Raw genomic sequence first — 14481 nt, forward strand, 5'->3', positions numbered from 1 at the left:
GCGGTCTCGATCGGTGGGGGCGTCGTGGCGTCGGGCGGCGGCGGTCATCGCCTGGCGTCCGGCCGTCAGCCGCATCAGGTCCAATGGCTCCAGAACATGTCCGGCAGCGACGACAGCGGCGCCGGCGTGGCGACCTGGCTACCGGGGCGCGGGCGGCAGGCGCGGGCGCGCGCGAGCTGCCGGGTCTCCAGGATCAGTGCCGCCAGCTCGTCTTCGCTCAGGCGCCGGCTGGCGTCGGGCGGCACGGCCAGCAGCACGGCCTGCGGGGCGCGCGACTTCGGACCGTTGAAGCCGAAGGCCGCGCTGGTCGTATGCCGCGCCGACGGGATCGCGTCCTGCCAGGCGTCGAGGCCGGCGAGCGCCACCTTGGGGAGGTTGCCGGCCAGCGCGGCCGGGTCGGGCCCGTAGGCCACCACCACCGGCCCGGCGGGACTCCACGGGTCGCCGGATCCGTCGGCCGTGCGGACGGCGGCGCGCCACGGTGACGTCGCGGGATCGAGTTGCCATGCCTCCAGGCCGGCTACGCGCGGACGCACGGCCGCGACGATCTCCAGCCATTCGCGGTCGGTACGTGGATGTCCGCCGCCGTCGCGCATTGCCGCACGCAGCGCGCCGACGGTCAGCGACGGCACCAGCGGCAACACGGGCAGGCGCGCGTGTCCCGCAAGGGCGCGGATCGATCGCCGCAGCCCATTGACGCCGGCTTCGGCCGTGGCCTGCAGACGCGTCTGCAGGCGGGCCAGCGCCTGGGCCAGCGGCTCCGCGTCGTCGGCCTGCACGGCGCCCCAGGCCCGGCACTGCCCAAGGCTCCACGCAACCGCCGCAGGGTCGTTCAGATCCACCGTGCCGAGCGATGCCAGCAGCGAGGTCAGCCGATCGCGCAGCGCGCCGAGGCGTTCAGCCAGATCGGCCATCATCGCGTCGTGCAACGGCGAGGCGGGCGCCGCTTCGTCGTCGCGGCCGTCGATTGCGCCGGGCACCGGTGGGTTGCTGTCGCCGCCTCCGAGCAGCTCGGCCAGGCGTGTGGCGCGGGCCAGCTTGTCGGCACCGATGTCGGCGCTGGTCCCGACGTGGGTCCCGGAGCCGGGCGACACCGACGCGTCGCGATCGCCGCGCGGTCGCTGCGCCAGTTCGCCGGGAGACAGCGCGAGCGCCTCGATGCCGTGCAGGCCGACGTCGGCCAGGCTCACCGTTTCGCTACCGACGGTCCAGGTCCAGCCGCTGGCCGGGCCGAATTCCCGATCGAGCAGGCTTGCAAACGCCGGATCGGCGAGGACCGCAGGAGGCGCGTCAGCATCGGCCGCATTGCCCGGCGGCAGCAGGGCCCACACCGATACGCGCACGCTGCTGGCCTGCCTCGGCGTGCGGATCGCGCGCAGTTCCGGCGGTGGGCCGAGACCCGACGCGGCTTCCATTGCCGCATTGCCCATGCCGCCATGGCCGGTCACCAGCGCATGGACGCCGTCGGCCACCAGCAGATCGGCATAGGTGTCGAGCGCCGCATCGCAGGTTGCCAGCGCCTCGCGCACGCCGGCCGGCAACGCCGGTGGTGAAGGATCGCCCGGCTGCGGCCGGAACAGCAGCCGCAGCACCCGCGCACCGTCGCAGCACCGCGTGCCGGCATGCGACTCGCGCATCGGATAGTCCTCGCGCAGCTTGCGCACGGTATCCCAGTCGCCGACGATGCGTTCGACTTCGAGACCCAGCGCCTCGTACGGGTGCACGCCGAGCCGAACCCGCTCGGCCAGACGCATTGCCGCGCGCACCTTGGCCGAATCGATCTGGATTTGCCAGCGCGCATCGCTGGGATGGCGGACCGCGGCATCGCGCAGCAGCGCGGCTGTCATTGCCTGCGCATGCGACGGCGCGTGCAGCAGCCCGGCGGGCGTGGGGCCGGGCGGCAGGCCATGGCCCGGATTGGCCGCATCGTAGGGTGCCGGTGCATCGACCCAGCCGTAGACCCCCAGCCGCCACGGCGCGCGCGCGGCCTGCAACTCGTGCAGGCGCGAGCAGGCCAGGCCCGTGATCCACGGATCCACGCGATGGCTTGCCGTGTCCAGCGCGGCCAGTACGCAGCCGAAGACGCCGGCGGGATCGTCCGCATAGGCCTGCACCAGCGCCGCCAGCGCTTCGATGCCGCGCAGGCAACGCTTGGCCACGCGCTGCGCGCCCGGGTCCGGCGAGGCAAACAGATCGTCGAGCTGCGGCTGCGACGGCGTGCCGGGATAACCGCGCCGCACCAGCTTGACCCATGCATCGGTGCTCGCCTGCATCGGCAGGGGGGCATGCGGGTTGACGGCCTGGCCGGCCTCGATGGCCGCGCGCGCCCGGCCGACGCTGGCGCGCAGCAGGCACAGCGATTCGAAGATCAGATGCCCCAGCAAGCCGAGCTTGCGGTCCCAGCGCAGCGGGAAGACTTCGCTGTCGTTGTCCAGCAGCAGCCGCAGCGTCTCGGGGTCATCGTTGTCGGCTTCCGGCGTGCTGGCAGGCAGATGCGCCTGTGCCGTGAAGGCGCCCAGCGGTGACAGTGGCGTCTTGCGGCCGGCCAGGCTCGATGCCGTCTGGTCCTCCCATGCGCTGGGCGCGAGCGGCGGCAGTCCGCGCATGGCGCGCATCGCGTTGACGACGGGCAGGGTCGAGACGAGCCGAACGGCCCAGCGGCGCGTCGGCGTGTCCTCGCCGAGCAGTTCGGCCGCGTGCTGCGCGGTCGCGCCCACCGCGGTGCCGGGATGGATCGCGGCATCGGCAGCCGCCGCATCGCGCCACGGGCCGGCCCATGCGCGGATCTGTCCCGTCGCGATGTCTGGATCGGTCCAGCCCGCCAGAACGGTGGCCGGCAGCAGGCCATAGGGCTGCGAGCCGACGCGTATCGCCGGACAGGGACCCTGCGGCGCGAGCCACATCTGCGCCCATTCGGCCAGACGAACTTCCTGCTCGCCGGCGCCCACGACATCGCGCAGCGCGTGGCCCCACAGCACCGGCCACAGCGCATGCACGACCAACGGGTCGTATCCGCTGGCGGCAACGTCGCCGCCCTGCAGCTTGATGGGGACAGCGTCCGGCCCGGCCAGTGCGCGCATCACGGCCGCCGACGCACTGTCGGCCGACGGTGGCACATCGTCGATGCCTTGCCATGCGTCGGGATTGCCGCCGAGCTCCGCCGTGGCCTCGCCGTCCACCGTATTGGTCGGCGTGCCGGGGCGCAGCACCGACAGGCGCCCGCTGATGGCGTGCATCGCGATCAGCGGTTCGGGCGACACGTCGCCCATGCCGGCCACCACGATGGCATCGAGCGCAGGCGGCTGGGCGCCGGCGGGGAAGGGGATCTCGAGCGCCAGTTCGACGTCCATGGCGACCTGGAAAGAGGTCCACCACGTTTGCGGCAATTCGCCGGTGGCGGCCGGATTGTCGAACGCGGTCAATCCGAGCTGCTCGGCAATCCGTTCCCGGTTCGGATGCATCGTGCCGGCGAGCGTGGGCGCTCCCGCTTGCCCGGTCTCGACGAGCCAGACCTGGATCGCGGGCGGCAGACCGTAGGGCTGATGGGTGTCGGGCCAGGCCGCCGGATCGCGCGGCTGCACGGTGCTGCGGTCGGTGTGCGGCAGCGGATCCGCAACGAGGGCGACGGTCCGTCGCAGCCATAGCGCGCGCTCGACGCCGAGCCGCGCGGCCAGCATCCGCCATTGCATGCCGGTATCGGCGGGAAATTGGCGCAGCACGTCGTCGTAGAGATCGAACTCGGCCGGCGATGGGGCGACCGGCCGGCGCGCCATCGAGAATTCGTCGGGCCAGACGCGCAGCCGCAGCAGCCAGCCGGGCCGTGTGCCGTCCGGCGCGTAGAAGCGCGTCTCGATCCGCAGCGGTGCCAGCACCTCGACGGCGCTCATGCCAGCTCCAGCTTGCCGATCATCACGCGCACCGGCGGGGCGAAGGTGGCCAGGCCGTAGGCCGCCCCGTCGGCGACGGGGCCGCTGGGCAGCTCCTGTTGGCCGATCCGGCTGTAGAAGCGGTAGCCGGCGGGCGGCTCTTCCAGTACCACCCAGTACTTGCCCAGATCCGCCGGTGCCACGTCGAAGGCGAAGAACGCGACATCCGGGCCGATCCTGCCGGGGAACGTCGGAAAGTGCTTGCGCGACGCCTCCAGCGGCTCGTCCGGGTCCGGCACCGGCCAACCGTCCCTGGCCTCGTACAGATACACGACCGTGTCCGGATAGCGCCGGAACAGCGGGGTCTTGAACAGCACCACCGCCTCGCTGGCTCGCGTCAGCGGCGTCAATGCGGCACCGCCCAGGGCCGTGTCCGCGGGCCAGTTGCGGATCAGATGGATGTCGAACTGGCCACCGGTGCGCTGCCAGAACTTGCGCAGCGGCGACCAGCGCGGCGCGATCGGAACATTGCGCCAGCGCAGTTCGCCCAGCGCCTGATGGTTGGCGCCAGCCAGTACGCCCTCGACAAAGGCCGCATGGGTCGCCAGACCCACCACGCGGTCCTGTTGCAGGTCGCCGATGCCCGGCAACATCCAGTCGGGCGCGGCCTCGTTGAGGAACTGCCACAGCGGCAGGTCCAGCTCGGGCTCGATCTCCACCGGGCCGATGTCGTCGATGCCGGTCAGGGTGGCAAGCACGCGATCGACCACCGGCGGTCGCGCGGCAAACGGATTGACGGCATCGGCGACGCGTTGCCCCAATGTGTTCAGGTCCACCGGCCGGCAACGCGGGCGGCTAGTTCCGAGCCTGTCGATCCATTGGCCGATGGCCGGCTCGTCGATCCATTCCGGCGGTTCGCGCACGGCCCGAATGACCTTGTCCGGATCGACGCGCCCGTCCTCGTCGGGCGTCAGCGCATCGAACGCGGCGGCCAGCCGATTCAGGTCTGTCGTCGTGCCGCTGTCCATCAGCATCTGCAGCATGTCGTCGGCCTGCCGCTCGTCGTCGAACGCGCGTCGCACCGCGTCCTTCAGCAAGGGCCCGGCGTCGCCGCGTGGTCGCTCCCAGATGGCGTCGGGATCGTCAGGGTCGACGGGGCAGGCCGCGGCCGCCTCGAGCAGCGCGCGATGCGGAATCACGCCATCGCGGGTCAGCGCCGAGCGCGCCGGTCCCGGCCGCAGCGCCCGGCGCGCAGCCGAGGACCAGATGGCAGGGACCATGCCCGGCGTGCGTCCGGTCAAGGCCGAGGACACGGTCTGCTGCGCGTTCACCGGCATCCGGCCCAGCATGGCGCCGAGCACCGCGAGCTTGTCGACGGGATCGGGCGGCATATGGCGAAACCACAACGAGCGCGACACTTCGACCCCGAGCGCGACGTTGCCGATGCGCTCGCGCGCAATCGCGAGATCGCCCGCGCGCATCGCCGCCGCCTTCGCGATGCGGTCCTGCCAGGCAATCGCCGCCCATGCACCGAGGCCCGCCGCGCCGCGATGGCGCGGATCGGTATGGAACTGCGCGCGCCATCCCGCCGCGGGGCTGGTGCCCGGCATCGTGAAGGGGGCGTGGTAGCGCGGCGCGGTCAGCAGCCAGCGGCCCCGCGGCATCGGCGGCATGGCCGTGAGCGCCGCGGTTTCCGTGGCGAGCCAGGGCGCGACCGGGTCTGCCGGCGCGCCCACCATGCTGACGCGTTGCAGCGCGCCGCCCATCGGGAGCGCGACGGTGGCGGGCTCGCCTGCAACGGCCTGGCCGCGCCGCAGGCAATGCAGCTTCGCACGGCCGAAGTCCGCTTTCAGTTCGCCGTCGACCGGCGTGCGCAGCCGCTTCGCAATCTCGCCGAAGTCGCCGCCTTCGCCCGTACGAAAGCCCCAGCTGTCGTAGCAGGTCAGGCGCACCGGTTGACCGGCCGCGACGGGCCACGCATCGCGCAGCGTGCCGTCGGGCTCGACCACGTAGGCGGGCACCAGGCAGGCCACGTAGGCCGTTTGCGGTTCGAGCTTCTTCGGGCTGAGGATGCGGCTGTACCGGTCGTCATCGATCTCATGCACGTGCGCCCACTGGTGCGAGTCATTGAGCCGATGGTCGGCCTGCGCCTTGGCGGACAGCGTGACGCGGCCATCGCGGCCGGGCACGACATCGCCAGGCAGCCCGACCACCAGCACCAGCCACGGCCGTATCGCGCCCGGCAGCGTCGGGTCCGGCGAATACCGCCACGGCAGATCCAGCGTATCGGCGGCACTGAATTCGACCAGCGCGCGCTTGGTGTCCTCCGCATCGGACGCGCCCGGCGGCGGATAACGCCGGGTGATCGCCCCGGGCGCCAAGCGTTGCACATCGCCGGGGCCGAACAACTCGTAGGGCGCGGGGGCGGCGATCGATCGCGGCACCCCACTGTCGACGATCTCTTCCAGCGTCAGCGTCGCGCCGGCCTGCAGCCGTCCCGCCACCACGTCGCCGTTGGCGCCGTGCCGCAGCGCCGTGACCTCCCACGCGTGGAAGTTGGCCATGCTCACACTCCCGACAGGTCGACCGGCGACAGCAGGTCCGCCATCGGCACCGCACCGCCGGTGCTGTTGCCGCGCGCGAACGCATGCGCGGCGGTGGCGCTGGTGTAGCTGGCGGATGGGGTGGGCGGCACCGTGGCCCAGATTTCGCGCGATGCGTGGATCAGCTGTGCCGTATTGCCCAGTGCGGGGGGACGCTGGCTGGCGGCGACGAGATGCGTGATGGCCCGAAGATCGAGGCGATCGACGACGTGCTTCAGTTCGGTACCGGGAAGGATCACGATCAGGTCCACCTTGCGCGGGTCTGGAAGTGCCACGCTGCGGTGGGGCGGGCCGCCGCTCAGCACCACGCCGGCATCGAGCTCGTCGAAGGGCGGACGGTTCAGCTGTTCGGCCTCGTTCAGGTTGCAGTAGTGGCCCGGTGCAAAGCGTTCGGTGACTGCCGCGCCCGGCGTCGACACGCGCACGCCCGCGCGCGCCGGCAGCGGCAGGCCATCGACGCGTTCGATCGGAAAACCCAGCGGCGCGCGCCGTTGCGACCATTGCAGCGCGCCGGTCGGCGGCACGGCAGCGACGCCGGGGCGCGTGGGGCGCGGCGCCAGCACGACGGCCGGATCGTCGATCGAGGCGGCCCGCACATTGCCGGCACGCACGATCTCCTGCTGCAGGATCGTCAGCAGCTCGCCCGGACTGGGCGCCATATCGGCCGGGCCGCTACCCAGCGAGAAGGTCTCGTCCCAGGAGACGTCGAACAGGAACGTCTCGATGGTCAGCCGGCCGTGAATGACCAGCGGCCCGGGCCCGGACACCGTGCCATCGAGCCGCACGCCGCCGAAGCTGAACCCGCCGGCGCGCACGTCGAAGCCTGCGCAAGCCTTGGCGACGAAGGCGAACGGGCGGAACTGCACCAGCGCATCGAGCTGCAGGAAGCCATGCGCGGTCAGCCCCATCGAGAACGTGATGTCGAACCGGCCACCGAGCTGGATGGTGTTGGTCGTGAATGCCAGATAGCCTTCGGCCCGGATCGACAGCGGCCCGCCCAGCGTTTCCATCGACAGCCCCACGCGGCGCAAGGCCGGCAGCTGCGCGGGCTCCGGATTGAAGCCCGGATAGAAACCGCCGATGGACACCACCGAATACGCCTGGCTGCCCCAGTGCAGCCGCATCGCGGCATCGCCGTAGACCGAGAAGACCCCCAGCACATGGCTGTCGACCAGGCTCGCGTCGATCGATACCAGCGCCTGTGCGGGATCGACGATGCCCAGCAGGTCCAGTCGCAATTGCACCAGCCCGGGTGCGCCGGGAATGCCGGCGCGCGCGACGCCAAGCAGCACGACCTTGCCGCTGGGGACCTCCGCCACCAGGCCCAGATCGAGCGACAGGAAGCTGCCCGCTCCCGCGCCCGCAGACAGCCACGCGAGCCGCAAGGTCGGCGCGATCAGATGGCGCCCGTGGAAGGCGGGAAAGAAGCGCCGCAAGCTTTCGATGGCGAGGCTCGGGTTGGCAGGCGGGCGCGTGGCCAGCAGCGTGTCGGCCGCCGCGCCGGATCGCACGGCCACCGCCAGCGCGTCCGTATCGGCGCGACGGTGCACGCCGACCAGTCCGCCGACGCGGTCGAGCGAGAAACCGAACGAAAGCTGGATCGGCGGCATGAACGACACGCCCATCAGCGCCAGAAAGGAGGGCACGCCATCGGGCAGGCGCTCCAGCACCGCGGTCGCACCGACCGACACCGCGCCCAGCGGCACGTTCAGCGCCCCACCGAAGCCGGCGGCCGCAGGCAGACGCACGATCGCGCCGCCGCCCGGCAGGCCGCCGCCGAACGGCGAGGGCAGCGATACCGCAATGCCCGACGGCTGCTGCGGCCCCACGATAAACGGCGGCAACAGGTTGTTATCGGGCAGCCTGGGCTGCAGCACCAGCGACGGCGAGGAAAACGCCAGCTGCAGCGGGCCGAGCGGCAGTTCGCCATCGAGGCCGTGCGGGCTGTCCCAGTTCAGCGCGCGCACCAGGTCCTGCAAACCCGGGATATCGGGCAGACCTTCGAGCAGATAGCGGTTCAGATGGGCGGCGAGCTTGTTGCGCGCGGCGGTCCACGCGTCGACGGCCGCCGTCCAGGCACTCGTGGACGGCGCCTGCAGCGCCAGCGCGTCCAGTTGCTGTGCAGCGGCCTGCAGCGCATCCAGATCCGCGGAGGGCGCGGCCGGGCCGAGCGCGCGCCGCAGGCTGTCCCCCAACTCCACCGCGTATCGGATGACTTCGCTGCTGGCCATGCGTCGTGCCCTGGCGTACTGCGTCGATCGAGGACCGCCCGGGCTGGCCGGGCGAGCAGGCGGTCCGTGCGATCCGGGTGGGGCAGTGCCGCGCGGCACCCCCGATGCCTCACACGATGGAAGGACAGGGACGTTTTATCTGAGGCGACGGCAACGATGGACGCAAATGAATTCTGTGCAGGTCTGTTTCTCGCGCGGTTTTATTCGTATCAGGGCTGAAACAGTGGGCGCTGCGGCCGATGCCGTCCCGCTTACGGGCGCGCCGCGCGCCGTCGCTCCCGCACGATCAACGCACCGTAGACGAGGCCCGCCGCCACGCTGGTCTGGCCGCTGTAATGCACCAGCCCCAGCCCCCAGCCACGGTGGGCCACCAGCACCCACAAGGCCACGGCCAGGCCGATCCATCCGGCTGCGCGCAGCAGGCGCGTGCGCGAGCGTGGCAGCGAAACGGCAAAGATGGCTTGCTGATGCCGCTCCATCGCCAGCGCCAGCGCGCCGAAGGCGATGATGCAAAGGAGGAAGGCGGCGAGATCCATCATGCGCGGTCCTCCGAGAGCGTGGCGCTGGACGGCATGGCGCGTGTCCTTGTGGCCGGCTTGCGCTGCGGCCGTTGCCGCGCGGTGCGCATCGCCAGCACGGCATGCAATGCGGCAAAGGCCCACAGCATCAGATCGAAGCCGACAAAGACCCAGTCGGCCTCGACGATGCTGTGCCACGGGCCCCTGTCGGTCGTCAGCGCGTTGAGCACGGGGAGCAGCGCCAGCAGGGCCGCCGCCATCCACAGCAGTTCGATCCATGCCTTGCGGGCCGGACGTAGCAGCGCATACAGCAGCGTCGCGGCCCATGCGATGAAGAACAGATGGATCTCCCAGGCGCCGCGTGCGGGCACATCTGCCGGCAGCAGGCGATTGCCCCACAGCATGGCGGTCATCGCGATGGACAGGCCGGCGATCGCGGCGATATTCAGCCGCTCGACCAGCCAGAAGCCGAAATAGGGCCGCTCCGGCTCGGGCAATTTCTGACGCCGCTTGACGGTCCACATCACCAGGCCGGTGCCGACCATCGCGGTGCCCGCCAGGCTGACGATGAAATACAGCCAGCGCAATTGCAGATCGCTGAAGCGTCCCAGGTGCAGCGCATACATGACGCCGCGCACCTCGGCCGCCGGGCCGACGCTGTCGCGCGCGTCGAGCAGCTTGCCGGTCGCGCCGTCGAACACCAGGTACTGCGGGCTCATCGACACGCGCGAGGCCTCGCCGCGCAGCACGGTCACGCGGGCGGCGGCGTCGCCGGGGTTGGCGATCGTCACCCGGCTGACGTTGTGCTGGCCCCAGCGGGCCTGGGCCTGGCGCACCATCTGGTCGATCGGCGCCAGTTGTGCAGGCACGCCGGTGGGCTTGACGGGCGGCGGCGAGGCGTTGAGCTGCGCCGTCAGCTGCTGGCGCTCGGCCGGCGTCTTGAATGCCGCCTGCTGGCCCCAGGGCATATACATCGCCATCAGCGTCACCAGCCCGGTGTAGGTGATCATCAGATGGAAGGGCAACCCGAACACCGACAGCGCATTGTGCGCATCGAGCCAGGAGCGCTGGCCCTTGCCCCAGCGGAAGGTGAAGAAGTCGACGAAGATCTTCTTGTGGGTAATCACGCCGCTGACGATCGCCACCAGCATGAACATCGCGCACAGGCCAGCCAGCCAGCGTCCCCACGGCACCGGCATGTAGTGGAACTGGAAGTGGAAGCGATAGAAGAAGTCGCCGCCTTGCGTGTCGCGCGCTGCGACCTTCTTCCCGGTGGCCGGATCGAAGGTCGCACTGTCGAACGCGCGCTTGCCCGGCTGCGCGCCGGGCGTGCGCCAGAACGTGCTGACGACGTTGTGCCGCGCCGTCGGCATGTCCATGCCCCACAACGGACTGCCCGCGGCCACCGTCCCGAGGGTGGCGGCGACGCGCTGCGCAACCAGCGCCGGGTCGGGCACCGCCTGCTGATGCGCCAGCTCGGGCCGCATCCATTGCGAGATTTCGTCCTTGAAATAGCTGACCGTGCCGGTCAGGAACATCGCGTACAGGATCCATCCGGCCAGCAGCCCGGCCCAAGTATGCAGGTCGGACATGGTCTGGCGAATGCCGCGGCCCTTGGCCGCGATATCGGTGCGAGGCTTCAGCACTGTCACGATGCGTTGCCTCCCGCGCCGGCATACCATGCGGCCAGCAGCAGCGGGACGGCGGCCGCCAGCAGCCCGGCCCACGCGCGCCATGCGCTGCGTACCGCGAACACCCAGATCACGGCGCCCGCGTAGATGGCGAAGCTGGCCAGCATGCCGGTCAGCACCGCCTGCGGCTTGCCGATCGGCAGCGCGAGCGCGGCGACGCTGGCCAGCGCTGCCAGCGCATAGCCGCCCAGCACGGCGGCGACGATGCGCGACACGAGGGAGCCGATCCTGCGGGCTCGGGGCACGGCGGCTTGCATTTAGTGGCCGGCCTTCTTTGCCGCGGGAGCGGGCGCGGCAGGGACAGCCGGCAGCCCATCGGGTTTGGCATAGGTCAGCGTGCTGACGTAGTCGACACGGTGGTACCGCTCCGGTCCGCCCGGGCCCTGACGCTCACCGGGCGTCTCGTCCTGGTGGCTGACCTCGGCCACGTACACGCCTTGCCACGGCATGTCGAAGACGACCTTGCCCTGATCGTCGGTCTGCTTCTCCTTGGCCCAGCCGGACTGGGTCACCAGCGCGACCTTGGCCTTGGGCAGCGGCTTGCCGCGGAAGAAGACCTGCAGCTCGCCCGCCTTGCCCGCAGGCACGACGTCGAGCGCCAGCTTCGGCGCCTGCGGCGCGAAGTCGGTCACCAGCCGTGCCGCCGGAAAATACCAGCCCGTCAGCTGTTGATCGCCGCGCTTGAACGGATAGAGCGCGTAGTGCGGGGCCTGCGCAACGATCGCGTCGCCGCGGCTGGCCTTGAAGGGCAGGGCAAAGCCGTCGGCCGTCTTGACGCCATCGGCGGCCTGCTCGCCCTTGGCCGAGATCAGCGCGGCGCTCGGCACGCCCAGCTTGTCGAGCGTGCCGGGCGAGACCTCGCGCAGGTTCTCGGCGAATTCGCCGAAGCGGACGCTGGCGTTGCCGCCCGGGGCCTGTTCGATCCAGATCTGGTGACCATGCGCCGCCGTGGCAAACGCCGTCAGCGCGAAGGCGAGGGATGCAGAGAGTTTCATGGGGTGGGCCTCAGAAGTCGAATTGCGCCGAGAGCATCAGCGTGCGGGGAGCGGCCGCGGTGACATAGGTCCCGCTGACCAGCCAGTAGTTGTCGTTGAACAGGTTCAGCACGTTGGCGCGCAGCACGACCGGCGTGGTGCCGATGCGGGTGCGATAGCGCGCGCCGACATCGTAGCGGGTATAGCTGGGCAGGCTCAGCGTATTGGCCGCGTTGAAGTACATCGACGAGGTATGCAGCACGCGGCCGGACAGGCTCAGGCCCGGGACCCACGGCATATCCCAGTCGACCCCGAGGTTGAAGGCGCGCCTGGGCACGCCGTTGGCGTCGTTGCCGTCGTTGGCACCGCCCGCGGTCTGCGTCAGCCTGGCATCGAAGAAGGTCGCGCTGGCCATCAGCCGCAGGCCGCGCATCACCTCGCCGTAGGCCGACAATTCGAGGCCGCGGTTGCGCTGCTCGCCGTCGAAACTGTAGATGTTGGTGGCCGGATCGGTGACGGCGCTGGGACGTTCGATCTGGAAGACCGAGACCGTCGTGGTGACGCGCTGGCTCCAGTCGACCTTGACGCCGGCTTCGTACTGCTTCGACTTGTATGGCGCAAATACCTCGCCGGCGTTTCTCGTCCCGGCCGGCGCGACGCCGCCGCGCGTCAGGCCCGCGGTGTAGTTGCCGTACACCGATACGTTGGACAGCGGCTTGATCACGATGCCGGCCAGCGGGGAGACCGCGCTGTCGTCGTAATTGCCGGACTGCACGCCGCCCGACGTGAAGTTCTGCAGCGCCACGCGCTGATGGCGCAGGCCGCCGGTCAGCAGCACGCGGTCGTTGGCGAACGACAGGGTGTCGGTCAGCGAGAAGCTGGTCAGCTCGGTCTCGGAGGCGCGCTGCGGCTCGCCGCGAACGGCGTAGGCCGGCGGGATCGGTACCGGGTTGTAGAGGTTGGATGGGCGTCGATCGCTCAGCGCGTTCTCCCCATAGAAATTCCCGGCTTCCTGTTCCAGCCGCGTGGCGCTGAACGTGACGGTATGGCCGACATCCCAGGTCGCGAAGCTGGCCCGCGCCCCGACCTCGGCGGTGCGCGTCTTGCTGTAGGCGTCGTACAAGGCGTTGTTCACCATGAAGTTGCCCAGCGAGTCGACGCGCCCCGAAGGGAAGTCCTGATACGTGGAGCCCTCGTGATAGCCGGCCGCGCCCCACAGCATCAGGTTGGGCGCAACATCGTATTCGAGCCGGGACATCACCGCCGTATCGTGCAGGTTCAGTTTGGTGCCCGGATAGAAATTCCGGTGGCCGGACGGCGCCTCCGGGATCGACGTGACGCCGGCCTGAAAGCCGATCTGCGGCCGGAAGTTGTCGATGCCCTCGTGCTGCGTATAGGCATCGAGCGACCAGCGCAGCTTGCTGCCGCGATAGTCCAGCCCGATCGCGCCGACCGTCTGTTCGGCGCGGCCGTCGTCCAGCGTGGTCTTGCCGTTCTGGTAGGCGCCGTTGACGCGCACGCCCCATTCCTTGTTCTCGCCGAAACGGCGGCCGACGTCCGCCTGCACGCCGAGTTGCGATTTGCTCTGGAACGTGCCGGTCAGCCGGGTCAGCGGCTCGTCGCCGGCGCGCTTGGTCACGATATTGATGGCGCCGCCGATGCTGCCGTTCGGGCCGATGCCGTACATCAGCGTGCCGGGCCCCTTGAGGACCTCGACGCGTTCCATCATCACGGTCGGCATCCGATTGGCCGAGGCCATGCCGTAGAGGCCGTTCAAGCCCACGTCGCCGCTCGCCACGGTATAGCCGCGGATCTGGAAGTCTTCGCCGAAGCCGCCGCTCGAGGTCAGCGTGCGCACCGATGCTTCGTTGACGACCACGTCGGCCAGCGTGCGCGCCTGCGTGTCCTGCAGCATCTCGGCCGTGTAATTGGTAGTGCTGAACGGCACGTCCATCACGTCGGCCGTGCCCAGCACGCCCAGGCCACCGCCACGGGCGACCTGGCCGCCGGCATAGGGAGCCGGCAGGCCGCCGTCGTCGGCCGCCGCCACCACGGTGGCGGTGGGCAGCGTCGCGACGCCGTCTGCGGCATCCGCGGACCTGGGCGCGGCATTGACGACATAGGTGCCGTTCGACTGCTCGACGGCCGCCAGCCCGGAGTTGGCCAGCAGCGTATCGAGTCCGCGGCGTACCGTGTAGCTGCCCTTCAGGCCGCCGCTGGTGCGGCCGGCCGTCAGTTCCGGCTTGAACGACAGCATGATGCCGGCCTCGCGGCCGAAGCGGCTGAGCGCATCTTCCAGCGTACCGGCCGGGATGTCGTAGCTGCGTGTCGCCGCCGGCTGCGCGTGGGCGACGGGGACCAGCAGCGCAGGCGCGGCGAGGGCGGCGCCGAATGCGATATGCCGCGCCGCCCGCGCCAGCAGCTTGCGTCGAAATCGGTGAGTTGGCTGGCGCTCGGGCGCCGCGACGTGGCCAAGAAGGTGACCCATGATCTGACCTTTCTGTAGGAGGGAAGTTGGTGTGCTCACCTCCCATGACCCGCGAAAAATCAAAACGGATCAGCTTTCGGCGATTATTTTTTTCCGGGCTCCGGGCTCCG

8 protein-coding genes are annotated in these 14481 nt (G+C 70.5%); all 8 read right to left on the bottom strand.

The annotated features are described in order from the left end of the window. Positions 1–74: 74 nt before the first annotated feature. Complete coding sequence (locus J5T34_RS20495; RefSeq protein WP_208582483.1) at positions 75–3887, bottom strand: hypothetical protein; 3813 nt, start codon at positions 3885–3887, stop codon at positions 75–77. Continuing rightward, complete coding sequence (locus tag J5T34_RS20500; RefSeq protein WP_208582484.1) at positions 3884–6430, bottom strand: hypothetical protein; 2547 nt, start codon at positions 6428–6430, stop codon at positions 3884–3886. Before J5T34_RS20500 ends, J5T34_RS20495 begins: the two co-directional genes overlap by 4 nt. A 2-nt stretch (positions 6431–6432) precedes the next feature. Beyond that, entirely contained in the window at positions 6433–8700 is a 2268-nt protein-coding gene (locus J5T34_RS20505; RefSeq protein WP_208582486.1) for a DUF6603 domain-containing protein, read from the bottom strand. Between the two features lie 251 nt (positions 8701–8951). Further along, positions 8952–9239 carry a DUF3325 domain-containing protein gene (locus J5T34_RS20510; protein WP_208582488.1) on the bottom strand — a complete coding sequence of 96 codons (288 nt, stop codon included), beginning with the start codon at positions 9237–9239 and terminating at the stop codon, positions 8952–8954. Further along, the gene (locus J5T34_RS20515) at positions 9236–10900 is read right to left on the bottom strand and encodes a PepSY-associated TM helix domain-containing protein (protein WP_208582491.1); all 1665 of its coding nucleotides are present in this window, start codon (positions 10898–10900) and stop codon (positions 9236–9238) included. Before J5T34_RS20515 ends, J5T34_RS20510 begins: the two co-directional genes overlap by 4 nt. Continuing rightward, the gene (locus J5T34_RS20520; RefSeq protein ID WP_208582493.1) at positions 10867–11166 is read right to left on the bottom strand and encodes a DUF3649 domain-containing protein; all 300 of its coding nucleotides are present in this window, start codon (positions 11164–11166) and stop codon (positions 10867–10869) included. Before J5T34_RS20520 ends, J5T34_RS20515 begins: the two co-directional genes overlap by 34 nt. After that, positions 11167–11904, bottom strand: a complete 738-nt coding sequence (locus J5T34_RS20525; protein ID WP_208582495.1) for a DUF4198 domain-containing protein — start codon at positions 11902–11904, stop codon at positions 11167–11169. It abuts the gene before it with no gap. A gap of 10 nt (positions 11905–11914) precedes the next feature. Next, entirely contained in the window at positions 11915–14371 is a 2457-nt protein-coding gene (locus J5T34_RS20530) for a TonB-dependent receptor (protein ID WP_208582497.1), read from the bottom strand. Positions 14372–14481: the final 110 nt, after the last annotated feature.

The organism is Cupriavidus gilardii (assembly GCF_017598945.1).
Classification (GTDB): Bacteria; Pseudomonadota; Gammaproteobacteria; order Burkholderiales; family Burkholderiaceae; genus Cupriavidus; species Cupriavidus gilardii_E.